Raw genomic sequence first — 22,884 nt, forward strand, 5'->3', positions numbered from 1 at the left:
TCCCCATGTCACTCATCAACGAACACCTGGTGCGGCTCGACGCCGACCTGGGTTCTCAGAAGCAGGACGTGATCGCGTCCCTGGCCCAGGTGGTCGCCGACGCCGGCCGCGCCGATGCCGCCGGCCTGACCGCCGACGCGATGGACCGCGAGGGCAAGGCCGCCACCGGGTTGCCCGGCGGCTTCGCCATTCCCCACTGCCGCTCGGCGGCGGTGTCGGAGGCGTCGCTGGCCTTCGCGCGGCTGTCGAACCCGGTCGACTTCGGCGCCAAGGACGGCCCGGCCGACCTCGTGTTCCTCATCGCGGCGGCGGCGGACGGCGACGCCGACCACCTCAAGCTGCTCACCAAGCTCGCCCGCGCGCTGGTGAAGAAGGACTTCCTGGCCTCCCTGCGCGCCGCCCAGAGCCCGGCCGACGTCGTCGCCCTCGTCGACGGTGTGCTCAACCCGCCGGACGCCGCCGCGTCCGGCGCCGCGGGAGGAGTCGCCGCGGCCGGTGCTGCGGGCGCCGCCGGGACCGGGGCCACAGCCGTGTCTGCCGCCACCCCGGATGCCGCCACCCCGGATGCCGCCACCGCGGGGGAGGCGGGGGCGGACCGTCCGGTCATCGTGGCGGTCACCGCCTGCCCGACCGGCATCGCCCACACCTACATGGCGGCCGACTCGCTGGTCGCGGCCGGGCAGGAGGCCGGGGTCGACGTGCAGGTCGAGACGCAGGGCTCCGGTGGCGTGACGCCGCTGCCCGCGTCGGTCATCTCGGGCGCCGTCGCGGCGATCTTCGCGACCGACGTCGGGGTGAAGGAGAAGGAGCGCTTCGCTGGCCTGCCGGTGATCGAGTCCGGCGTCAAGCGGGGCATCAACGAGCCCGCGAAGATGATCGAGGAGGCGCTGGCGGCGTCGAAGAACCCCAACGCGCGGCGCGTGTCCGGCGTGGCGGGGGCGTCCGACGGCGCCGGCGAGGGCGCCCAGCTCGGCTGGGGCAAGCGCATCCAGCAGGCCCTGATGACCGGCGTGTCGTACATGATCCCGTTCGTCGCGGCCGGCGGCCTGTTGATCGCGCTCAGCTTCCTCGTCGGGGGCTACGGCATCGCGCTGACACCCGACTGCGCCAACCTGCCCGCCTGGGCGGCCGGCGCCACCGCGGAGCAGTGCGCGTCCGCGGGCAGCTATGCCGCGCTGGCCTACGACCTGGGCCCGGCGGCCGGGCTGGGGCCGTGGCTGGGCGGCATCCTCAACCTCGTCGGCTCGGCGGCCTTCGGCTTCCTCGTGCCCGCCCTGTCGGGCTACATCGCCTACGCGCTGGGCGGACGCCCCGGCATCGCCCCCGGCTTCGTCGGCGGCGCCATCTCGGTGACGCTCGGCGCCGGCTTCATCGGCGGCCTGGTGACCGGCCTCATCGCGGGCCTGCTCGCCATGTGGCTGGCGTCGCTCAAGCCGCCGCGCTGGTTGGCCGGCCTCATGCCGGTGGTCATCATCCCGCTCACCGTCACGCTGATCGTCGGCGGCCTGATGTACCTCCTGCTCGGCGCGCCGCTGGCGGCCATCACCAACGGCCTGTACGCCTTCCTCGGCGGCATGACCGGCGGCTCGGTCATCCTGCTCGGCATCATCCTCGGCCTGATGATGTGCTTCGACCTCGGCGGGCCCGTCAACAAGGCGGCCTATCTGTTCGCCACCGCGGGTCTCTCGGCGCAGACCGAGGCGTCGTTCCAGATCATGGCCGCCGTGATGGCGGCCGGCATGGTGCCGCCGCTGGCGATGGCCCTGGCCACGACCGTCCGCAAGCGGCTCTTCACCGATCCCGAGATCGAGAACGGCCGGACGGCCTGGCTGCTCGGGGCGTCCTTCATCTCCGAGGGTGCCATCCCGTTCGGTGCCGCCGACCCGCTGCGCGTCATCCCCTCGATGATGCTGGGCGGAGCGGTGACCGGCGCGCTCACCATGGCGCTCGGTGTCGGCAGTCGGGCCCCCCACGGCGGGATCTTCGTGCTGTTTGCGATCGACAACCCGATCGGGTTCATCATCGCTATCCTTGCTGGCATGATCGTCGGCGCGGTCGCCGTCATCGCCGCCAAGCAGTTCTTTGGTGGCAAGAAGGCCGTGGCCGCCTGACGACCCGAATCTCTCGAAGGAGAAAAGCATGGCTAGCAAGACTGTCACCGTCGGCTCGTCCGTGGGCCTGCACGCCCGCCCGGCCGCCATCATCGCCGAGGCCGCTGAGGGCTACGACGACGAGATCACCCTGACGCTCGTCGGTGGCGACGACGACGAGGGCGTCGACGCGGCGTCGAGCCTCATGATCATGACCCTGGGCGCCGAGAAGGGGGCCGAGGTCGTCGTCGAGTCCGACAACGAGGAGGCCGTCGAGGCCATCGCCGCCCTCATCGAGAAGGACCTGGACTCCGAGTGAGCCCTGCCTGACCCGTTCGCCCACGGGGCCCGCTCCGATCGGAGCGGGCCCCGTGTGCGTCTCGGGCGTGCCGGGGTGCTCAGCGCTCGAGGTGGGGCGGGGGCTTGCGCTGGTCGGGGACGAGCTGGTTCAACACGATGCTGCCGATGATGGCGATGGCGATGAACAAGAACCAGTTCCCGAACATGATCGCGGACAGGATGCAGGCGGGCCACAGCAACGCCCGGCCCATCGGCAACCACTGGGCGATCTGCGGTGGCACCCGAGGGCCGGAGGTCACCACCTCGTCCCCATCGGGGTGCGGCCGACCCGCGGAGGCGACCGGCTGGCGCGTCGGCGTCCGGCCGGGCGTCGAACCGGGCACCAGGGACGCACCGGCGGCCGAACTGTCGAGATGCGGGCGGGGCTCGGGCAGGTCGGAAAACAGCGGGCCGAAGTCGGACGCGAAGCGTGCGGAGAGCGCCGCAGTCATCCGCTCGGCGAACTCGGTGTCGTCGAGGCGCCCGGCCTCGAAGTGCTCGCGCAACATCGCGGTGGCGGCGTCCCGATCGGCGTCGGAGAGACGCTGCGGGACGGGCTCGTGGCTCATGGCGCCCCAGTGTAGGACGACGGCGCGCGGGACGGCGGGGTGGCGCGACGTTCGCCGGCCCCGCGCCGTGGGATGAGCGGGCGTGCGGGCGGCGTCCGTGGCAGAGTGGATCCGGTTCGCAACACGAGGAGGTCGGAGCACCAGTGCGGGTCGTGCAGAAGTTCGGCGGATCCAGCGTCGCGGACGCCGCGAGCATCAAGCGGGTGGCGCAGCGCATCGTCGACGCGCAGGCGCAGGGCAACGAGGTCGTGGTCATCGTGTCCGCCATGGGCGACACGACCGACGAGCTGCTTGACCTCGCCCAGCAGGTGTCGCCGCAGCCGCGGCCCCGTGAGCTCGACATGCTGCTCACCGCCGGTGAGCGGATGAGCGCGGCGCTGCTCGCCATGGCGATCAACGATCTCGGCTACACCGCCCGGTCGTTCACCGGCAGCCAGGCCGGCGTCATCACCACCGAGAAGCACGGCGACGCGCGCATCATCGACATCACGCCCGGCCGCATCGAGACGGCCCTGGGGGAGGGTGACGTCGTCATCGTCGCCGGGTTCCAGGGCGTGTCGCAGACCACCAAGGATGTGACCACGCTGGGGCGGGGGGCGTCCGACACCACCGCCGTCGCGCTGGCCGCCGCCCTGGGGGCCGGCTACTGCGAGATCTACTCCGACGTGGACGGGGTGTTCACCGCCGACCCGCGCATCGTGCCGGGTGCGCAACGGATCCCCGAGATCAGCTACGACGAGATGCTCGAGCTGGCCGCGAACGGCGCCAAGATCCTGCACCTGCGCTGCGTGGAGTACGCGCGGCGCGAGAACGTCGAGGTGCACGTGCGCAGTTCGTTCTCGACCAAGCCCGGCACCTGGGTGAAGCACATCAGCGAGGAGGAGTCCGTGGAGAACCCCATCATCACCGGCATCGCCCACGACCGGTCCGAGGCCAAGGTCACGGTCGTCGGCGTGCCCGATCGCGTCGGCGCGGCCGCGGACGTCTTCGACACCGTCGCCGCCGTCGGCGTCAACATCGACATGATCGTGCAGAACGTGTCGGTGGCCGACAACACCACCGCGATCTCCTTCACCCTGCCGCAGGCCGACGGCCCGCGGGCGATCGCGGCGCTGGAGGCGGCCCGCGAGCGCATCGGGTTCACGTCGACCGAGTACGACGACCACGTGGGCAAGGTGTCCGTGGTGGGCGTCGGCATGCGCAGCCACCCCGGTGTGTCGGCGACGTGCTTCCGTGCGCTGGCCGCCGCCGACATCAACATCGCGATGATCTCAACCTCGGAGATCCGCATCTCGGTGGTCGTCGACGTCGACGACGTGGACGCCGCCGTCCGAGCCTGTCACACGGCGTTCGGCCTCGACAGCGAGGGCCAGGCCGTCGTGTACGCGGGGACCGGCCGCTGAGCAGCCCACGCCCCCTGGGCCCGTGGACGTCGGTCGGGCTGTGGCTGGTGCTGCTGGGGTGGCCGTGGCTGCTGCTGTTCGTGGTGGTGCGGCCCTCGCTGAGCGTGCTCGGTTGGGCCACCGCGTGGCTGTGGCTCTCGTGGCTCCTCGGCCTCGCGATCCAGGGCCTGTCCCGCTCGGTCAACCTGATGCTGGCGCGCAGCCTGTACCCGCTCGGCGTGGTCGCTGTGGTGGCCCTCGGCCTGCAGCTGCTCGTCTTCCCCGCCGAGGTGCTCTTCCTCTTCCCCACCACCTGGTACCCGTGGGTGCAGCTGGCCGCCGTGGTGGCCGTGGCGGTCGGGGTGGTGGCCCTCGTGGGGGTCGTACGCGACACTCTCCTGCCCCCGCGCCCGCCCCGCACGCTGGCGGACGCGCTCATGGCCGCCGCTGAGCCGGGAACCGGAGCGGCCGGGCGGCCGGGCGCGTGGGGACGCCGGCTGCGGCGTGAGCTGGCGGCGACGCTGCCCCACGGCGTCCCGTTGGTGGATCGGGTGCGCGTGGCCGTCGCCCACCGGGCGGCCGTGCTGCTCCGGTACGCGGCGACCGCGGCCGTGGTGCTCGTGTTCGGGGTCGTCGCGCTGGTGTGGGTGCGCGGGGCGTTCGCCGAGGGCTGGGTGGCGCTGCTGGTCGCCCTGGCGTTGGCCGCCGAGACGCGGCTCCACCGGTGGCGCCGCGAGGGGCTGCTCGACGGGTTCGCCGAGCCCGACCCCTGGGCGGGGCGGGGGCGTTACGACGCCTGGTGGGGGCTGTCCGCCGGGCTGGCCCTCGTCGTGACGCTGCGGACGACCGCGGCCATGGGAGGGCTGCGCGACGACCCACTGTGGTGGTACGGCGCCGCGGTGGTGCTCGCCGCTGTGGCCGCCGTCGTTCCGTTCCGCTGGGCGAACACCCATCAGGGCGAGATCTTCGCCGCCTGGCTCGAGCGTCACCCCGAGCGCGTGGCCGAGCTCGAATCCCTCCGGGCGAGCTGGCCGGAGGACTCCGACGCGCCGTTCGGGGAGCTGCCCGCTCAGGCGGCGCGGCGTCCGACCGATCGGCGGTAGTCGTCCAGTCCGCCCAGGAGGCGGTCGACGTCCGGTGTGGGCCGGACGACCAGGCGCAGGAACTGGCTGGTCAGGCCCAGCTTGTTGCCGCACTCGCGGACGTAGACACCGTGCTCGGCGAGGAGGAAGTCGCGCAGCTCCGGGCCCGACCAATGGTCCGGTAGCTTGACCAGGACGAAGTTGGTGCTCGTCTCGAACACCGACAACGAGCCGAAGGTGCGCAGCCGCTCGGCCATCGCGCGCCGGTCGCGGGCGGCCAGCGCCAGACTGTGACGGTAGGCGTCCCGGTGTTGACCCAACATCCCGACGACAGCCTCGGCCAGGGAGTTGAGGTTCCACTTCGGCAGGGCCTCACCGACGCGGCGGGCGAGCGCCGGGTTGGCGACGAGGTAGCCGAAACGGACGCCGTGCAGGCCGAAGTTCTTCCCGAGCGACTTGAGCACGATGACGTTGCTGCGCAGCGGCGCGACGTCGACGACGGAGCGGGCCTCCGCGTCGTCGACGAAGTCGATGAAGGACTCGTCGACGACCACGAGGTCGAGATCGGACAGTTCGTCGAGGAACGCGAGTCACCTGGTCGCGGGCCACGATGCCACCGTCGGGGTTGTTGGGCTGGCAGATGACGGCCGCCCGCGAACCGCGCTCGCGGATGAAGCGGGCGTAGTCGGCCAGGTCGAGGGCGAACCCGTCGGCCTCGCGCAGCGGGTACAGGTCGACGCGCTTGCCTGTCTCGAACGGCTGGTCGGTCCAACGGCCGAAGGTCGGTATCGGCACGGCGATGCTCTCGGTGACCAGGAGGTGGTCGATCCAGGTGATGAGTTCGGTGGAGCCGTTGCCCATCGCCACGGTCTGGGGGTGCAGGCCGAGCAGGTCGCTGAGCCGCCGGGTGGTGGCCGCGGCGTCGCTGGGGTAGTAGGTCAGGAGCTCGGGCAGCGCGGCGGACAGCTGGTCGAACATCGCCGGGGTGGGGAAGTAGCTGTTCGTCGGGATGCAGAAGTCGACGACGGTGCGCCCGGAGCCCGCCGCCTCCTGCACCTCGAAGAAGGAGGCGGAGTGGGCGGCACGGGTGAGGGAGCGGACGTTCATGCTGGTCTCCTTGGTGGTGGTGGTGGTGGTGGTGATGCGGCGGTCGTGGTGAATGCGTGTTGGGGGTGCGGCGTCGGGATGGTGCGGGCAGGGGTGGGCGTCAGGCGGCGCGGGAGGCGCGGCCGGTGGTGCCGGTGAGGTGATCGGTGAGCTTGCCCGCCACGTGGGCGGCGATGGCGGCCTGGGACTCCTCGGTTGATCCGCCGATGTGCGGGGTGAGGATGACGTTCGGCAGGCCCTGCAGGGCGGAGGCGAAGGCGTCCGAACGGCCCGACGGTTCGTCGGGGAAGACGTCGAGCGCGGCCCCGGCGAGCTGGCCGGACGCCAGCGCGTCCTGCAGCGCGGGCAGGTCGACGACCGGGCCGCGGCTGAGGTTGACGAGCAGCGCGCCGGGCCGCATCCGGCCGAGCTCGGCGGCGCCGAGGAGGCCGGCGTTGCCCGCCCGGCCGTCCACGTGGAGGCTGACGATGTCGGATGCCCCGAGCAGTTCGTCGAGCGTCCGGGTGGGCGTGGCGTGGCCGATCGGCTGGCGGTCGGCCAGGTCGTGGAACAGCACGCGGAGGCCGAGCGCCTCGGCGACGACCGACAGCTGGCTGCCGACGTTGCCGTAGCCGACGATGCCCAGGGTCCGGCCGCGCACCTCGCGGCTGCCCTCGGCGGTCTTGTGCCAGCGGCCCGCGTGGACCGCCCGGTCGTGGACGGTGAGGCGGCGGCTGAGGGCCAGCAGGTTCGCCACCGCGAGCTCGACCACGCTGCGCGTGCTGGCGTGGGGGGCGTTGAAGACGGCGATGCCGAGTTCGTCGGCGACGGCCAGGTCGATCTGGTTGGTGCCGACACAGAAGGCGCCGACCGCCTCCAGATGTTCGGCGCGCTGCAGGACGCGGCGGGTCAGGCGGGTGCCGGAGCGGATGCCGAGCACCCGGACGCCGGACAGCGCCCGCGTCAGGGCGACGTCGTTGAGCGCCTCGGCGCGGTGGTGGACGGTCAGGCCGGCGTCGCGGAGCGGGGGGATGGCGTCGGTGTGGACGTTGTCCAGCAGAAGTGCCTGGCCGGCGGTCCCGGGTCGGGGGGCCGTGTGGGTCATGTCAGTTCCTTCGCGGTGTCGGGCGACCCGTTCGGGGCCGTGAAACCACCGTGTCGGCCGCGTCTGTGGCCCTGCTGTGTGCCGGGGCGGGGGCGCGCTGTGACCCTGCGGGTGGTCGCGGGGCCACGCACGCTAGGGTGGGGAATGAAGACAGGGGAGCGCCCGCAGGGGCGCTGAGAGTGCGGAGCGCCGCAGACCCTCGCACCTGATCCGGTTCGCACCGGCGGAGGGAGTCGAGCTCTTCGGCCCACGGCGGGCCGACCCCTCCTACGAACGGGAGGACCATCGCATGACCGATCGCCAGCACCCCGGACGCCCCACCTCGCCCGGCTGGGGCCGCCGGACCGCGATGCTTCTGGTGCCGGGCCTGCTCGCGCTGGCGGCCTGTACCGGCCCGGCGGCCACCCCGACGCCGGCGGCGTCCGACACGGCCCCGACGCCCACCACGTCGCCGACGCCCACCGCGTCCGAGTCGACCACCCTGACCGTCGTGACGCACGACTCCTTCGCGTTGAGCCAGGAGCTGCTGGACGAGTTCGCGGCGCAGACCGGCTACACCGTCACCTACGTCGCGCCCGGGGACGCCGGCAGCCTGACCAACCAGCTGGTGCTGACGAAGGACTCCCCGCTCGGTGATGTGGTGTTCGGCATCGACAACACGTTCGCCGGGCGGGCGCTGGACGAGGACGTCGTCGTGCCCTACGTCGCCGAGGCCCTGCCGGAGCAGGAGGCGGCGACGTTCGCCGCGGACGACACCCATCGGTTGACGCCGATCGACTTCGGGGACGTGTGCATCAATGCCGATCTCGACTGGTTCGCCGAGCGCGGTCTGGGGGTGCCGACGACGCTGGAGGATCTGGCCGACCCCGCCTACCGGGATCTGTTGGTGGTGTCCAGCCCCGCCACCAGCTCGCCGGGCCTGGCGTTCCTCATCGCCACCGTCGAGTCCCAGGGTGAGGACGGCTACCTCGACTACTGGCAGCGGCTCCGCGACAACGGCCTGCTCGTCGCCCAGGACTGGACGGAGGCCTATACGGTGCAGTTCTCCGGCTCCTCGGGGCGGGGGCCGCGGCCGCTCGTGCTGAGCTACGCCACGTCGCCGTCGTTCGAGGTGGTGGACGGCGCCACGCACACCGGGGCGCTGCTCGGCACGTGCTTCCGGCAGGTGGAGTACGCCGGCGTGATCGCGGGGGCGCAGAACGAGATCGGCGCGCAGAAGTTCATCGAGTTCCTGCTGAGCGAAGCGGTGCAGGCCGACATCCCTGAGCAGATGTACATGTACCCCGTGCAGCGCTCGGTGGAGCTGCCGGCGGAGTGGGTCGAGTTCGCACCGCTCGCCCAGCGGCCCTACACGATGACGCCCGAGGCTATCACCGAGGGGCGCGACACGTGGATCCGTGACTGGACGACGACGGTCATCGGCTGAGGTGAGGCTGCGCGTCGGGCCGGCGCTGGGCTGGGGAGCTGCCGCCGGCGTCCCGCTGGCCTTCCTGGGGGTGTTCTTCGCGTGGCCGGTCGCCGCGCTGGTGGGGCGGGGGCTGTTCCCCGACGGCGCCCTCACGCTGGATGGGTTTGCCGCGGTGCTGGCGTCCCCGCGCACCGGCCGGGTGGTCACGACCACCCTGGCGCAGGCGGTGGCCGGGACGCTGGCGTCCCTCGCGCTCGGCCTGCCGGCCGCGTGGGTGCTGTACCGGACGCGGTTCCCCGGCCGCGGCATCGCCCGGGCCGTCGTCACCATCCCGTTCGTGCTGCCCAGCGTGGTGGTCGGCGTCGCGTTCAAGTCGCTGGTGATCAGCACCGGCCCGCTCGGGTTCCTCGGCCTCGACGGCAGCTTCGCGATCGTCGTCGCCGCCCTGGCCTTCTTCAACATCGCCGTCGTCGTGCGCACCGTGGGGGGGATGTGGGCGGGGCTGGACGGCCGTCCGGCCGAGGTGGCGGCCGTGCTCGGCGCGACGCCGCGACGGGTGTTCGCGACCGTCACCCTGCCGGCCCTCGCGCCCGCGATCGCGTCCAGCGCCGCGTTGGTGTTCCTGTTCTGCGCGTCGGCCTACGGGGTGGTCATGGTGCTGGGTGGCCCGGCGTACGGCACGATCGAGACCGAGATCTGGTTCCTCACCAACCAACTGCTCGACCTGACGGCGGCGGCCGCGCTCTCGGTGATCCAGCTGGTGGTGGTGACGATCAGCCTGGTGATCTCGGAGCGGCTGCAGAGCCGGTTGACCCAGGCGCAGCGGCTGCGCACCGGGGAGTCCGGCATCCCGCGCTGGCGGTGGCGCCGTGACGGCTGGGCGACGCTCGTCACCGGTCTCGTCGTGGTGCTCGTCGCGCTGCCGCTGGGCAACCTCGTGGTGCGCTCGCTGCGGACGGCGTCCGGGTGGGGCCCCGACCACTACGTCGCGCTGGTCGCTGGGCCGTCGGGGCCGCTCTCGATCCCGGTGGGTGATGCCATCGGCAATTCGCTGCGGACGGCTGTGCTGGCGACGGTGTTGGCGCTGGTGCTGGGCGTCCTGGTCAGCCTGGTGGTGTCGCGCCGGCCGCGCTCGCGGGTCGGACGCCGCGCGCTCGGCGTCCTCGACCAGGTGTTCATGCTGCCGCTCGGGGTCTCGGCGGTGACGGTGGGGTTCGGCTTCCTCATCACGCTCAACCGGCCGCCGCTGGACCTGCGGAGCTCGATGGTGCTGGTGCCGATCGCGCAGGCCATCGTCGCCCTGCCGCTGGTGCTGCGCGTGCTGCTGCCCGTGCTGCGGGCCATCGACCCGCGCCTGCGCGAGGCGGCGGCCGTGCTCGGTGCGGGCCCCGGCCGGGTGCTGGCCAGCGTCGACCTGGCGATGGCGTCCCGGGGGCTCGGGTTGGCGACGGGGTTCGCGTTCGCCACCTCGTTGGGGGAGTTCGGCGCCACGTCCTTCCTCGCGCGGCCGGACGCGCCGACGCTGCCGGTGGTGGTGTTCCGGCTGATGGGGCGTCCGGGGTGGGAGAACCAGGGCACGGGCATGGCGGCCGCGGTGCTGCTGGCCGTGATGACGGCCACGGTCATGGCGTTGGCTGAGAGGATGAGACCCATGGAGGCGACCACATGGTGACCGGGCTGACCGTGCGCGACGCCGTGGTGCGCTACACCACGACCGAGGGGGACACGCGGCGTCCGCCCAACCGCCGGCCGATCCTGAGCTGGGTGCCGCCGCCCCGGCCGAAGCCGGGTGCCACGCGCACCATCACGGCGGTGGACGGGGTGTCGCTCGACGTCGGACCCGGGGAGATCGTCGCGCTGCTGGGTGCCTCGGGCTCGGGCAAGTCGTCGCTGCTGCGGGCGATCGCGGGGCTGGAGCCGCTGGCGTCCGGATCCGTCGCGTGGGACGGGGCGGATCTCGCGCGCGTGGCCGTGCACAAGCGCAACTTCGGGCTGATGTTCCAGGAACCCGCGCTGTTCCCGAATCTCGACGTGGGCGCCAATGTGGCGTACGGGCTCCACGCGTTGCCGCGGGCGCGGCGGTCGTCGGTGGCCGCGGAGTTCCTCGAGCTGGTGGGGCTGCCGGGCTTCGCGCGGCGCCGCGTGACCGAGCTGTCAGGCGGGCAGGCGCAACGCGTGGCGCTGGCGCGCTCGCTGGCGCCGCGGCCGCGGTTGATGTTGCTGGACGAGCCGCTCTCGGCGCTCGACCGAGCGCTGCGGGAGCGGCTGGTGGAGGTGCTCGGCGAGGTGCTGCGCGCCACCGGGACGCCCGCGGTTCACGTGACGCACGACCAGGACGAGGCGTTCGCCTTGGCCGACCGGGTGGCCGTGCTCGCCGACGGGGCGCTGCTCCAGGTGGGCACACCCGCGGAGCTCTGGCGCCAGCCGGCCTCGGCCGCCGTCGCGCGGTTCCTGGGGTACGGCACGTTCCTCACCGACGCAGACGCTGCGACGCTCGGGGTGGGGCGGCCCGCCGCGTCCGGTCTGATGGGCCTGGGGCCGGCGAGCCTGGTGCTGGACGCCGGCGGCGTCCGCCTGCCGGTGCGCGCGGAGAACGTCCGCCGGGGATACGTGTCGATCAAGGTCGAGCTGCCCAGCGGCCAGGTCGCCGAGGTGCGTGCCCCGGAGGCGACGGGGCTGGACGCGGTGGGCGTCCGCCTCGATCCGGACGCCGTGGCGGTCGTCCGGGACGCGGACCCCACCGCCCGCTGAGGCGTGTGATCTGGCATTTGGACCCGAGGAAATGGCGCCATGGCGCCATTCCCTCGGGTCCAAATCGGCGTCGCGGGTGCCCGGCCGCGGTTCACCGGCAGGGCACCCCGCGCCGGTCGCCCCCGCCGTATGCTGAACCGGATGGCCATCGCGCGTCGGTGAGGCCTTCCCCACCACTGGGCCGGCGCTCCATCCCCCAGCGCAGGGGGGTGCCCGACGAGGCCGGGCGCGGGTGCCGGGGCCAGCACTCCAGGAAGAGGGAACACCGTGGACTTCGCCAGCACCGTGACGGGCTTCGCCGAGCCGACGATCGAGTACCGGCCCGACCAGCGGTGGTGGCTCGCCGAAGGCCTCCACACCGATGCGACGCTGCGCACCGAGATCGCCGCGATGCACCGCCTCGGCTTCGGCGGCATCGAGTTCCTGGCCATGGACGAGGAGGGGGTCGACCACGCCCGCTACGGCTGGGGCGCCGAGGAGTGGGTGCACGACTCGCAGGTGGTGGTGGACGAGGCCACCCGGCGGGGGATGGCGGTCAGCTTCACCTCGGGCACGAACTGGGCGAACGCGAACCTGCCGACCATCACGCCCGAGAGCCCCGCGGCGGCCAAGGAACTCAACGTGACGGTGGAGGAGGTCGCGGGTGGGGCCACGCGCACCGGCGCCCTGCGGCGCGTCGATCTGGCCGCGTTCTCGCCGTCGGTGCTGGGGCACCGGGGAGCGGTGTCGGAGCAGACATTCGTCGCTGTGGTGGCCGCGCGGGTGCTCGGCACGACCGAGCTGGGCAACGTGCTGGACGTCGACTCGGTCGTGGATCTCACGGCCGACGTGGTGGACGAGACGCTCGACTGGACGGCCCCCGAGGGCGACTGGCGGTTGTACGCCCACTGGATGCACGGCACCGGACAGACGGCGTCGCCGTCGGCGAGCGTCAACTACACCGTGAACTACCTCGACCGCGACGGCGTCGACGCCGTCACCGACTACTGGGAGCACGAGGTGCTGACGCCGCAGCTGCGCGCGCAGATCGCCGCCAACCCGCGCGCCCAGATGTACATGGATTCGATGGAGCTCACGGCCTACGGCGAGGGCGGAATGTTCTGGGGCCGGACGGTGGCCGAGGAGTTCCGGGCCCGCCGCGGCTACGACATCACCCCGTGGTTGCCGTTCCTGACCCGGCGGGTGGCGATGATGGCCTCCCAGACCATCTACCGCAACGAACCGGACGCGGCGCACGCCGGGGCGGTCGAGAAGGTGCGCTTCGACTACGTCGCCACCCTGACCGACCTCTACATCGAGAACATGCTGCGCCCGTTCGCGGCGTTCCTGCACCACCACGGCATGACGTTGCGCGCCGAGATCAGCTACGGGCTGCCGTTCGAGCTGACGCGTCCGGGGCCGGAGGTCGACGGCATCGAGACCGAGTCGCTGGAGTTCGGCGCGCAGATCGACGCCTACCGGCTGATGGCCGGCCCGGCGCACCTGTTCGGCAAGCAGTACAGCTCCGAGACGGGCGCCACGACACGCAACTACATGCTCGACCACCGGTTCTACGACCAGATCATTGCCACCCAGCTCGCCGCCGGCATCACCCGGACGGTCCTGCACGGCTGGGCCAGCCCCGCCGGTGCAAGGGAAACCACCCGGTGGCCGGGCCACGAGGGCATGTGGCCGGAGTTCTCCGAGCGGTTCGACACCCGCCAGCCCGGCGCCGAATTCTATCCGTGGTGGACGACGGCGCTGGCCCGGTGCCAGTTCCTGCTGCGGCAGGGGCGTCCGCGCATCGACGTGGGCATCCTGCGCACCGACCACTTCACCGACAACGTCTCGGGCATGCGGTTCGTCGACGACGACGGCACCCGGGTGGCCGACGAGGTCGCCTACGGCATGTGGTGGATGCGCAACCGGCAGAACCACTGGTGGGCCGACCTCGGCATGCAGGACGCCGGCTGGACCTACGAGTTCTTCGACGGCTCCCTGCTGCTGCGCGACGACGTGCGCTTCGCCGACGGGGTCGTCCAGCCGGACGGGCCGGGCTACCAGGCGCTGATCGTGTACCAGGACGCCCTCGATGCGGACGTCGCCCGGCGACTGCTGGGCTGGGCGCGTGCGGGGCTGCAGGTGTTGCTGGTGGACGGCAGCCGCGAGCTCGTGGAACTGCAGACCCGGCGCTACCGGACGCACGGGGCCGCCGCCGCGCGGACCCACGGCCTCGACGGGCGCGACGACGAGCTCACCGCGACGATCGCGGAGTTGGTGGCACTGCCGAGCGTGGCGCGGGTCGGCGACCCGGCCGACACGGTGGCGGCGCTGCGCCGGCTGGGGGTGACCGGCCGGGCGGAGTTCGTCGAGGACAACCGCAGCGTGCTGACTCACCTGCGCGAGGACGGCGACCTGCTCCACCTGTACGCCTACCACTTCCTCTACGACACTGGCGAGCCCGTCGACGTGGACGTCACCCTGCCGGGCTCGGGCCTGGTGCACCGGCTGGACGCGTGGAGCGGCACGACGCGTCCGCACGCCGGGGTGCGGGTTGAGCGCGCGGACGCCGCGGGTGACCGAACGGTCGTCACCCTCCGGCTCCACCCGGGGGAGACGGCGCTGCTCACGCTGGACCGGTCCGCGGACGCCGCCGCGTCCGAGCCGGCGGAGCTCGAGTGGGTCGCCGACCTGCCCACGTGGGACGTCACGGTCAAGAGCTGGGACGCGGGGCCCGACGAGACCATCACCGAGGATCGCGGCCTGGGCTACGTGAGCGAGGAGGTCCGGCCCACGACCACCGTGACGGTGATCGAGGTCGGGCCGACCACGCTTCGGCCCTGGCACGCGCTGCCCGGCGTGGGCGGGGAGGTGTCCGGGGTCGCGGAGTACACCGCCACGGTGCGCGTCGACGACGCCCAGCCCGGGCAGACGTTCGTGCTCGACCTGGGCTCGACCTGCGGTGGGCTCGGTTGGGTACGCATCAACGGCGGCACACCGGTGGGCGTCGACACGTCGCGCCCGGTCGTCCGCACCACGGAGCTGCGCGCGGGGGAGAACACCGTCACCGTGCGCGTGGCCAGCTCGCTCAACAACCGGCTTCTGGCGCGTGGGTACTACGACACCCTGCGCGACGTCCTGGGCAACTCCGAGGGCTGGGCGGAGCCGCGCATGCAGCAGACGCACGTCCGCGACCATGGCCTCCTCGGCCCGGTGCGGCTGTTCCGGGAACGTACCTGAGCGGACGCCGCCGGCTCAGGCTCGCCGTTGGGTCAGCCCGCGGGGCACGGGCCAGAGGCGGACGCGCGTCCCGGGCTGGGCGGCGCCGGCGATGGCGACGGCCCCGACCAACACCGTGACAGGCCCGAACAGGGCGAGCCACACCAGGGCGTCGGGCCAGGGCCACTGGCCCAGGAGTGTGGCCAGGAGCCACCCGGCCAGGTTGGCGAGGACGAGGAACGGCAGCGCGACCAGTGCGCGCGCCCAGAAGCCGGTGGGCCACACCGCGTGGGACCGTTCGGTGAGTTGGCCGGCCATGGGCTGCTCCTTTGCGATGCGTTGCGATCCGGGGCGTTGCGGGGCGGGGCGGCGTCACGGTGCCCCCGCGGGGGTGGGGCTCTCGAGGGCAGGGTAGCGGAGCTCCCGGGGGGCCAGGCGCTCCGAGCGCCACAGCTCTCGTGTCTGCCGCGAAACCTGACGGGCACGCCGGGCGTCGTATCAGGGTGAGACGCTGCTCGCTCCTGAGAGCGTCTCCACACGAAAGGGGCCTCTCATGTCCATCTCGATCCTTCGCCGGTTGGCCGTCGCCACCGCGTTCAGCCTCACGGCGGTGCTCGTGCCGCTCTCCGCGGCGACCGCCGACGCCGCCTCCTGCTCGGTCGTGTGGGGTTCGGTGCCGCGCAGTGCCGGCACCATGCAGCAGCAGAACCTCGTCGACGTCCGCTCGGGCCAGCACGCATGCTTCGACCGGATCGTCGTCGACCTGGCCGGGGGCACGCCGAGCGGCTACGCCGTCCGCTACGTCCCCGAGGTCCGTGCGCAGGGCACCGGCGATGTCATCGCGCTGCGGGGTGGCGCCCGGCTGGAGGTCACCGTCCTCGCCCCGGCGCACGACGACCGCGGGCGGGCCACGTACGTGCCGGCGAACCCCAACGAGCTCGTGGACGTCACCGGCCATGCCACGCTGCGCCAAGTGGCGTGGGGCGGTTCGTTCGAGGGGCAGTCCACCCTCGGCGTCGGCGTCCGCGCCCGGCTGCCGTACCGCGTGTTCGTCCTCGATGACGGTGCCACGAGCCGCCTGGTGATCGACGTCGCACATCAGTGGTGAGACGACGCCGCTCGCTTCCCACGCAGCGGCGCGCACGTCACTGGGCAGCGGTGCATCGGCCGAACTGCGCTGCGGTCGTCTCCACGGGAAAGCCGCTCCGACCGGGCTGTGTGCCTGGGTCGGAGCGGCTCTGTGGTGGTCGGGGTGACAGGATTTGAACCTGCGGCCTCTTCGTCCCGAACGAAGCGCGCTACCAAGCTGCGCCACACCCCGATGGCCCTCACGAGCCGACGAGCAGTCTAGCCGATCCGCGTCCTGATTCTCACATCGGGTCGGGCGCCGGGATCAGCGTCAGCAGGGTCGCCTCCGGCGGGCAGGCGAACCGGTAGGGCGCGAAGGGCGACATGCCCACCCCGGCCGACACGTGCACCTGGGCCGTCCTGTTGCCCACCTTGTGCCCGAACATGCCGCTGGCGTGCTCGCGGGGGAGGTCGCAGTTGGTGACCAGTGCGCCCTTGCCGGGCACGCACACCTGACCGCCGTGCGTGTGGCCGGCCAGGATCAGCTCGACGCCGTCCGCCGTCATGGCGTCGAGGATGCGCCGGTAGGGAGCGTGTGTGACGCCGAGGTTGAGCACCCCGGGTGTGGCTGGTCCGGCGACGGCGGGGTAGTCGTCGCGGTGGTGGTGGGCGTCGCCGGTGCCGCGGACGTGCACCGTCCGGCCCGCCACCTCGATCTGGGCACGCTGGTTGTCGACGTCGACCCACCCCACGCTCTCGAACGCGGCGCGAAGTTCGTCGGTGGGCAGGTCGGACGCCTCGCCTCCAGCGTCGCCCAAGGAGCGCCCCGAGTGGCCCAGCAGGTAACCCACGGGCAGCTTGAACCGCGGCCCCTCGTAGTCATTGCTCCCGAACACGAACACGCCGGGCACGTCGGTCAACCGGGCGAGAGACTCCATCAGGGGCCCGACCGCCTGGGGTGAGCTGATGTTGTCACCCGTCGTGACCACCAGGTCGGGCTCCAACCCGCCCAGGCCGCGCAGGAAGTCACGTTTGCGCGCCTGCGAGGGCACCAGGTGAATGTCCGACACGTGCAGCACGGTGAACGGATCGGCCCCCCGGGGCAGCACCGGCACCTGGTAACGGCGCACCCGGAAGTCATGGGCCTCGATCAGCGCGCCGTACGCCACGCAGGCCGCGCCCGCGCCGAGGACGCCCGCGGCTAGTCGCCCGATCATCCGTTGCCGCCCGGGGCGGCCGGGGGTTGGTCGCCCGGGGGCTGTGCGGGCGCCGGTTCGGCTGCGGGTGGTTCGGCGGGAGGCGCCGAGGTCGCTGCGGGGGCCGGGGCCGGGGCCGGCGCCGGCCCGCTGGACACGCGCAGGGTGATCGTCGACCACTGGGGCGCGGTGCCCCGGGGCGAGATGCCGAGGAACGTACCGGAGGGGCGGTCACTCTCGACCCGGGAGATGCGGGTGCCGAAGCCGGCCTCCTGCAGCCGCGCCCGGCAGGCGTTGACCCCCAACCCGGAACAGCTCGGCACGTCGATCTCGGGTGGGGTGTAGCGGGTCGGGGCCACGAACTCGCCGCGCTCGTACCCCTCCAGGGCGACCTCCATGGCCGGTTTCCACAGGTGGGCGCCGGCCTCGCCGCCCGAACTGCCGCGCAGCCGGATCCGACCGTTCTGAATGGGCGCGCCCTCGAGGGACGGTTCCCTGCGGCCCACGAAGCGCTCGGCCCGCTTGTCCACCGTGATCATGGCGGCGGTGGCGAGCTGGGGTGTGTAACCGAGGGTCCAGATCGTCGGCGCGTTGGTGTCCGTACCGGTCTTGCCGGCGATGCTGTAGCCGGGAATGTTGGCCGCCCGGGCCGTGCCGCTGCGGAAGGGGCCGCGCATGACGTCGGTGATGCGGTCAGCCACCTCGGGGGCCATCACCTGCTGGCAGTCGGCGCTCGGCACGTCGTACGTCTTGCCGTCGGGCCCGGTGACCGACTGGATGATGATCGGGTTGCACCGGGTGCCGCGGGCGGCGATGGTCGCGTACGCGTTGGCGAGCGAAATGGGGGAGACCTCCGCCGTACCCAGCGTCAGGGATGGGTTCTGGATGTTGATGACCCCGGGGCCCGTGTTCTCCGCGTCACTGATACCGAATCGCTGGTTGCCGGAGAGCTTGAGGCCCAGCTTCTCGGCCATCTTGGCTACGTCGCACAGGCCGACGTCCTGCTCCAGAGCGACGAAGAAGTTGTTCACCGAGTTGGTGGTTCCCGAGTACAGGTCGAACGACCCGCCGACCCCGTTCACCTCCCAGTCCTTCGCCGTCACCGTGCCGTCGCAGGTGCGGAACGTCTCGCCCGACCAGTCCTGGGACCGCTCCACCTGGTAGGTACGCCCGGTCGGCATGCCCTTCTCGATGGCCGCCGCCACGACGAACATCTTGAAGGTCGAGCCGCCGAAGTAACCCTCCGCACCGCCGAGGCTCGGCTCCATGGCGTAGTTCCAGTAGGTCTGGCCCGGGCCTTCACCCCTCTCGGGGCGGCTCTGCGCGATGGCCTTGATGAGACCCGTGCCCGGCTCGATGGTGGCGATGACACCAAGCACCGGATCGGTCGGGTAGATGTAGTTCGATACCGCAGCCTGCGCGGCGTCCTGGGTGCGGGGATCGATCTCGGTCTGGATCGTCAGGCCGCCCCGCTTGAGGAAGCGCTTCCTGCTGTCGGAGTCAGGCCCGAGGCTGTCCATCTGCAACAGCGTGCGGTACACGATGTCGCACAGCTGCTGGTACCGGGCCGCGTTGCAGCCATGCGGCGTCTCCGTCACCAGGGCGCGGTCGAAGCCCTCGGCCTTGGCGGCCTCCGCATCCTCCGGGCTGATGACCCCCTGGAACTGCATCACGTCGAGGACGTTGTTGCGCCGCTCCAGGGCGATCTTCTCGTTGCTGATCGGGTCGGTCGTCGCAGGGTTGCGGACGAGGCCCGCCAGCATCGCGGACTGGCTGAGCGTCAGGTCCTTGGCCGTGGTGCCGAAGTAGCGGCGGGCCGCCGCCCCGACGCCGTAGGCGCCGGCGCCGTAGTAGGACAGGTTGAGGTAGCGCTCGAGGATCTCATCCTTGCTGAGCTTCTGCTCCAGCGCGATGGCGTACCGGAGCTCGAGCAACTTGCGGGCGAACGTCCGGTCCCTAGCCGCGCTAAGCGCGTCCTCGTCGTTGTCGGCGACCGCCTTGTCGATCAGTGCCAACTTCACGTACTGCTGGGTCAGCGTCGATCCGCCTTGGGTGTTGCCGCTCGTGGTGCGGACGAGGGCGCGCAGCGTGCCGCGCAGGTCAAGTGCTCCGTGCTCGTAGAAGCGCTGGTCCTCAATCGAGATCTGGGCCTGCCGCATCGTGGGTGAGATTTCGTCGAGCGGAACGTAGACGCGGTACTCCTCGAAGAAGTTCGTCAACAGCGAGCCGTCGGCCATGAGCACGCGCGAGCCCTCAGCCGGGGGTGGCGTCTCCACCTCGGCCGGGATCGAGTCGAGCGCAGCGGCACCCAGCTTCGACACCTCCGACGCGACACCGGCGGTCGGCACGGCCAGGCCGGCGACGAGCACACCGCCCAGCACGCTGACGGCGAGGAACATCAGGCTCGAGTAGAGCTTTCGTCCCAGCGAAGGTTCACCCATGGAAACAGAGTACGTCACCCCACCGACGATTCCCCGGTGGGGCGCCGGCGAGCACGGCGCCGCCCCGGCGAGCGGGAGGCGGGGATTGGCGCAGGACCGACCGTCTACGACACAATGTAGGAGGTGCTGGACGGTGGTCTTGCGCAACGGATGCCCGCCCTCATAGAGTGCGGACACATGCGCGGTTCCCCCGGCCAGCGAGGTTTCGGCTCGGGTGGGCCGTGCCGGCAATGGACAGCCAGGTGGAAGGACGTGCGATGACGGTCCTGGAGACGGAGCACTGGACGCTCAAGGCGCGCTGCCGCGGGATGCAGGACCAACTGTTTCCCGAGGGGGCCGATCAGAAGCGGGCCAGAGCCGTGTGTTCCGGGTGCCCCGTCCGCTCCGAATGCCTCGCCGAAGCCCTCGACAACCGCATCGAGTGGGGGGTGTGGGGTGGCATGACCGAGCGGGAGCGACGCCAGCTGCTGCGCCAGCGCGCCGACATCACCTCGTGGCAGTCGGTGCTGTGCGAGACCAGGCCCGACGGCCACTGAGCTTTTCTGTCGGAGGCATCATCTAGGCTCGGGTCCATGACCAAGTGGGAGTACGCCACCGCGCCCGTGCTGGTGCACGCGACGAAGCAGATCCTCGACACCTGGGGCGCCGACGGGTGGGAGCTCGTCACCATCGTCCCCGGCCCCAACCCCCAAAACATGGTGGCCTACTTCAAGCGGCCACTGACCTCGGCATGAGCCCCACCAGGCGGCTGGCCGAGCTCGGGCTCACGCTGCCCCCCGTGGCCGCGCCCGTCGCTGCCTACGTCCCCGCCGTCGAGGCCGGTGGGCTCGTCGTCACCTCGGGCCAGCTGCCCACGCGTGACGGGGCCCTGGTGTCCGTGGGCAAGGTCGGAGCCGAGGTCAGCGTGGCGGACGCCGTGGCTGCCGCGCGGGTGGCGGTGCTTAACGCGCTGGCGGCCGCGTCCGCCGTGGTGGGCGGCCTGGACGCGATCGGTCGCGTCGTCAAGCTCGTGGTGTACGTCGCCAGCGCGCCCGACTTCACCGGGCAACCGCAGGTCGCCAACGGCGCCAGCGTCCTGCTGGGGGAGATCTTCGGTGCGGCGGGGGAGCATGCTCGCAGCGCCGTCGGCGTGGGCGTCCTGCCCCTGGATGCGCCCGTCGAGATCGAACTCACCGTCGCACCCGCCGGGTCGTAGTGGCTGGCCCCGGCCAGCCGCAGGCCATCGACGCGGCGCTCGGTGAGCTCTACCCGGATGCGGACTGCGAGCTCGACTTCACCTCCCCGCTCGAGCTGCTCGTCGCCACCGTCCTGTCGGCCCAGTCGACCGACCGCCGGGTGAACGCGGTGACGCCGGCGCTGTTCGCCCGTTACCCGGACGCCGCCGCGTACGCGGGTGCCGACGTCGCCGAGCTGGAGGCCCTGATCACACCCACCGGGTTCTTCCGGGCCAAGGCCGGGCACCTCATCGGCATCGGCGCCGCGCTGGATGAACGCTTCGACGGTGCGGTGCCCGGCACGCTGGCCGACCTCGTCACGCTGCCCGGTGTGGGGCGCAAGACCGCGAACGTGGTGCTCGGCAACGCCTTCGACGTCCCGGGCCTGACGCCCGACACCCACTTCATCCGGCTCGCCAACCGATTCGGCTGGGTCGCGTCCACCAAACCCGACGCCGTGGAGCAGGCCGTCGGAGAACTGTTCCCGCCCGAGGACTGGGTCCAGCTCAGCCACCGTGTCATCTGGCACGGACGCCGCCGCTGCCACGCGCGGCGTCCGGCCTGTGGCGTTTGCCCCCTGGAGGGGCTGTGCCCGAGCTACGGCGAGGGCCCGACGGACCCGGCCGTCGCGGCCACACTCGTCCGCGAGCCGCGCGGATGAGGCGTCTCGCCGCCCTGGCTGCGTGCGCGCTGGTGCTGAGCGGGTGCGCGGCGTCGGGCGCCACCGCTCCCGCCGCGTCCCCGCCGCCGCTGGCGGTGGCCCCCGAGCTGATCTCTCAGCGCGAGGCAGCAGGGATTCCTGACTGCCCAGCCACTCCGCTGGAGGCCGAGGCCGTGGCCGGCGGGTTGCCCGACGTGGTCGTCGGCTGCCTGGGCAGCGGGCGGCAGGTGAACCTGGCCGCCCTGCGCGGCACCCCGATGGTGCTCAACGTGTGGGCGCAGTGGTGCGGCCCCTGCCGCGCCGAGGCGCCCCACCTGGCGGAGTTCGCGGCGGAGGCGGCGGCGTCCGAACAGCCCCTGGTGGTGCTGGGCGTCGACTACGACGACCCCGAGCCGGCGCTCGCGCTGGAGTTCGCGGGGGGCGCCGGCTGGACGTATCCCCACCTGCACGATCCCTCGAAACGGATCGCCGGGCCGCTGCGCATCGACGGCATCCCCGTGACGCTCTTCGTCAACGACCGCGGTCAGGTCGTCTACCGGGTGGTCGGGCCAGTGGCGTCCACCCAGCAGCTGCGTGACCTGGCCGCCGCGCACCTGGGGGTGACGCTGTGAACGCGCTGCCCCCGGGGCTCGCGGCCCTGCGCGGCGTGCTGGCTGAGGCGGACGCCGGTGCCGGAGTGGTCGGCTCCCGGGCGACGGGCCGGGGCCGACGCGCCGCCGTCCTCATCCTGTTCTGGTGGGACGCCGACGTGCCGCCGGGGGGCGGCATCGACGGGCTGCGGCTCGCCCTCGTCGAGAAGTCACCGCGGCTGCGCTCGCACGCCGGCCAACTCGCCTTCCCCGGCGGCGGGGTCGACCCGGCGGACGCCGACGACGTGGCCGCTGCGCTGCGTGAGGCGGAGGAGGAGGTGGGCATCGCGCCGGTCGAGGTCGAGGTGCTGGGCGTGTTGCCGGCCGCGTCCGTCCGCGTCTCGGGCTACCGGGTGACGCCCGTGGTGGGCTGGTGGCGGACGCCGCGTCCGCTGCTGGTGGCCGACACCGACGAGATCGCGGCCGTCCACGCCGTGGCCGTGACCGAGCTGTTGGAGCCGGCGAACCGGGTCACCTGGGAGCACCCGCTGGGTTATGAGGGGCCGGCGTTCGTGGTGGACGACCTGTTCGTGTGGGGATTCACCGGTGACCTGCTGGCCGGTCTGGTGCGGGTGGCCGGGTGGGAGCGGTCCTGGGATCCGGCGATGCGCACCCCCGTTCCCCGCCGGTTCCTCCGCGACACCGGCCAGTAGCGCCGCCCGGCG

Annotated in this window: 22 protein-coding genes, 1 tRNA gene, 1 pseudogene and 1 riboswitch; of the genes and pseudogenes, 16 read left to right on the plus strand and 8 right to left on the minus strand. The window is 72.4% G+C overall.

What is annotated here, in order from left to right; genetic code table 11:
* The first annotated feature begins 5 nt into the window (after positions 1-5).
* Both PCC79_RS01975 and PCC79_RS01980 read left to right on the plus strand, forming a co-directional pair.
* Positions 6-2,111: a fructose-specific PTS transporter subunit EIIC gene (locus tag PCC79_RS01975; protein WP_342372853.1), complete on the plus strand. Its 2,106-nt coding sequence runs from the start codon at positions 6-8 to the stop codon at positions 2,109-2,111.
* 28 nt (positions 2,112-2,139) lie between these two features.
* The gene (locus PCC79_RS01980; RefSeq protein ID WP_232549077.1) at positions 2,140-2,409 is read left to right on the plus strand and encodes an HPr family phosphocarrier protein; all 270 of its coding nucleotides are present in this window, start codon (positions 2,140-2,142) and stop codon (positions 2,407-2,409) included.
* Between the two features lie 79 nt (positions 2,410-2,488).
* Here the strand turns inward: PCC79_RS01980 and PCC79_RS01985 are convergent, their stop codons facing one another.
* Positions 2,489-2,998 carry a DUF1707 SHOCT-like domain-containing protein gene (locus PCC79_RS01985; RefSeq protein ID WP_232549078.1) on the minus strand — a complete coding sequence of 170 codons (510 nt, stop codon included), beginning with the start codon at positions 2,996-2,998 and terminating at the stop codon, positions 2,489-2,491.
* Between the two features lie 143 nt (positions 2,999-3,141).
* On the opposite strand from PCC79_RS01985, the gene PCC79_RS01990 reads away from it, so the two are divergent.
* Positions 3,142-4,401: an aspartate kinase gene (locus PCC79_RS01990; protein ID WP_232549079.1), complete on the plus strand. Its 1,260-nt coding sequence runs from the start codon at positions 3,142-3,144 to the stop codon at positions 4,399-4,401.
* A 47-nt stretch (positions 4,402-4,448) separates the two neighbouring features.
* Positions 4,449-5,483, plus strand: a complete 1,035-nt coding sequence (locus tag PCC79_RS01995) for a hypothetical protein (protein ID WP_342372854.1) — start codon at positions 4,449-4,451, stop codon at positions 5,481-5,483.
* On the opposite strand, the gene PCC79_RS02000 is transcribed toward PCC79_RS01995, so the two are convergent.
* Together PCC79_RS02000 and PCC79_RS17370 are read right to left on the minus strand one after the other, a co-directional pair.
* Positions 5,450-6,016: an aminotransferase class I/II-fold pyridoxal phosphate-dependent enzyme gene (locus PCC79_RS02000; RefSeq protein WP_342372855.1), complete on the minus strand. Its 567-nt coding sequence runs from the start codon at positions 6,014-6,016 to the stop codon at positions 5,450-5,452. The two genes, PCC79_RS01995 and PCC79_RS02000, sit on opposite strands and share 34 nt — an antisense overlap.
* A gap of 88 nt (positions 6,017-6,104) precedes the next feature.
* Positions 6,105-6,440, minus strand: a pseudogene (locus PCC79_RS17370) (aminotransferase class I/II-fold pyridoxal phosphate-dependent enzyme); the annotation flags it as partial.
* 31 nt (positions 6,441-6,471) lie between these two features.
* Here PCC79_RS17370 and PCC79_RS02005 point away from each other — a divergent pair.
* The gene (locus PCC79_RS02005; protein ID WP_342372856.1) at positions 6,472-6,621 is read left to right on the plus strand and encodes a hypothetical protein; all 150 of its coding nucleotides are present in this window, start codon (positions 6,472-6,474) and stop codon (positions 6,619-6,621) included.
* Between the two features lie 48 nt (positions 6,622-6,669).
* On the opposite strand, the gene serA is transcribed toward PCC79_RS02005, so the two are convergent.
* Complete coding sequence (serA, locus tag PCC79_RS02010) at positions 6,670-7,653, minus strand: phosphoglycerate dehydrogenase (RefSeq protein WP_342372857.1); 984 nt, start codon at positions 7,651-7,653, stop codon at positions 6,670-6,672.
* A 142-nt stretch (positions 7,654-7,795) separates the two neighbouring features.
* A riboswitch (TPP riboswitch) is annotated at positions 7,796-7,902 on the plus strand.
* 40 nt (positions 7,903-7,942) lie between these two features.
* Here serA and PCC79_RS02015 point away from each other — a divergent pair.
* The 4 genes from PCC79_RS02015 (at position 7,943) to PCC79_RS02030 (ending at position 15,031) form a co-directional block, all read left to right on the plus strand.
* Positions 7,943-9,079, plus strand: coding sequence for a thiamine ABC transporter substrate-binding protein (locus PCC79_RS02015; protein ID WP_342372858.1), 1,137 nt, complete (start codon positions 7,943-7,945; stop codon positions 9,077-9,079).
* A gap of 1 nt (position 9,080) precedes the next feature.
* Positions 9,081-10,733, plus strand: a complete 1,653-nt coding sequence (locus PCC79_RS02020; RefSeq protein WP_342372859.1) for an iron ABC transporter permease — start codon at positions 9,081-9,083, stop codon at positions 10,731-10,733.
* Positions 10,727-11,812: an ABC transporter ATP-binding protein gene (locus PCC79_RS02025; RefSeq protein WP_342372860.1), complete on the plus strand. Its 1,086-nt coding sequence runs from the start codon at positions 10,727-10,729 to the stop codon at positions 11,810-11,812. Before PCC79_RS02020 ends, PCC79_RS02025 begins: the two co-directional genes overlap by 7 nt.
* A 267-nt stretch (positions 11,813-12,079) precedes the next feature.
* On the plus strand, positions 12,080-15,031 hold the full coding sequence (locus PCC79_RS02030) for a glycosyl hydrolase (RefSeq protein WP_342372861.1): 2,952 nt from the start codon (positions 12,080-12,082) through the stop codon (positions 15,029-15,031).
* Positions 15,032-15,046: 15 nt separating this feature from the next.
* On the opposite strand, the gene PCC79_RS02035 is transcribed toward PCC79_RS02030, so the two are convergent.
* Positions 15,047-15,328 carry a hypothetical protein gene (locus tag PCC79_RS02035; RefSeq protein WP_342372862.1) on the minus strand — a complete coding sequence of 94 codons (282 nt, stop codon included), beginning with the start codon at positions 15,326-15,328 and terminating at the stop codon, positions 15,047-15,049.
* A gap of 235 nt (positions 15,329-15,563) precedes the next feature.
* Between PCC79_RS02035 and PCC79_RS02040 the strand changes: the two genes are divergently transcribed.
* Complete coding sequence (locus PCC79_RS02040) at positions 15,564-16,118, plus strand: AMIN-like domain-containing (lipo)protein (RefSeq protein ID WP_232549088.1); 555 nt, start codon at positions 15,564-15,566, stop codon at positions 16,116-16,118.
* 136 nt (positions 16,119-16,254) lie between these two features.
* Here PCC79_RS02040 and PCC79_RS02045 read toward each other — a convergent pair.
* From PCC79_RS02045 to PCC79_RS02055, 3 genes are all read right to left on the minus strand, one after another.
* Positions 16,255-16,331: transfer RNA gene (locus tag PCC79_RS02045), tRNA-Pro, on the minus strand.
* A 49-nt stretch (positions 16,332-16,380) separates the two neighbouring features.
* Entirely contained in the window at positions 16,381-17,295 is a 915-nt protein-coding gene (locus PCC79_RS02050) for a metallophosphoesterase (RefSeq protein WP_232549089.1), read from the minus strand.
* The gene (locus tag PCC79_RS02055; RefSeq protein ID WP_342372863.1) at positions 17,292-19,715 is read right to left on the minus strand and encodes a transglycosylase domain-containing protein; all 2,424 of its coding nucleotides are present in this window, start codon (positions 19,713-19,715) and stop codon (positions 17,292-17,294) included. The genes PCC79_RS02050 and PCC79_RS02055 overlap by 4 nt, the downstream gene beginning before the upstream one ends.
* 257 nt (positions 19,716-19,972) lie before the next feature.
* On the opposite strand from PCC79_RS02055, the gene PCC79_RS02060 reads away from it, so the two are divergent.
* The 6 genes from PCC79_RS02060 to PCC79_RS02085 are packed head-to-tail and all read left to right on the plus strand — an operon-like array spanning position 19,973 to position 22,872.
* Positions 19,973-20,251: a WhiB family transcriptional regulator gene (locus PCC79_RS02060; protein ID WP_232549091.1), complete on the plus strand. Its 279-nt coding sequence runs from the start codon at positions 19,973-19,975 to the stop codon at positions 20,249-20,251.
* Positions 20,252-20,287: 36 nt separating this feature from the next.
* Positions 20,288-20,449 carry a DUF4177 domain-containing protein gene (locus PCC79_RS02065; RefSeq protein ID WP_232549092.1) on the plus strand — a complete coding sequence of 54 codons (162 nt, stop codon included), beginning with the start codon at positions 20,288-20,290 and terminating at the stop codon, positions 20,447-20,449.
* A complete protein-coding gene (locus PCC79_RS02070; RefSeq protein ID WP_342372864.1) occupies positions 20,446-20,910 on the plus strand; it encodes a RidA family protein in 465 nt (154 codons plus the stop codon). The genes PCC79_RS02065 and PCC79_RS02070 overlap by 4 nt, the downstream gene beginning before the upstream one ends.
* A complete protein-coding gene (nth, locus tag PCC79_RS02075) occupies positions 20,910-21,590 on the plus strand; it encodes an endonuclease III (protein ID WP_342372865.1) in 681 nt (226 codons plus the stop codon). Before PCC79_RS02070 ends, nth begins: the two co-directional genes overlap by 1 nt.
* Positions 21,587-22,201 carry a TlpA disulfide reductase family protein gene (locus tag PCC79_RS02080; RefSeq protein ID WP_342372866.1) on the plus strand — a complete coding sequence of 205 codons (615 nt, stop codon included), beginning with the start codon at positions 21,587-21,589 and terminating at the stop codon, positions 22,199-22,201. Before nth ends, PCC79_RS02080 begins: the two co-directional genes overlap by 4 nt.
* Positions 22,198-22,872: a CoA pyrophosphatase gene (locus tag PCC79_RS02085; RefSeq protein WP_342372867.1), complete on the plus strand. Its 675-nt coding sequence runs from the start codon at positions 22,198-22,200 to the stop codon at positions 22,870-22,872. Before PCC79_RS02080 ends, PCC79_RS02085 begins: the two co-directional genes overlap by 4 nt.
* The last annotated feature ends 12 nt before the right edge of the window (positions 22,873-22,884 follow it).

The sequence above is a fragment of the Propioniciclava soli genome, from assembly GCF_038502305.1.
Lineage (GTDB): Bacteria > Actinomycetota > Actinomycetes > Propionibacteriales > Propionibacteriaceae > Propioniciclava > Propioniciclava soli.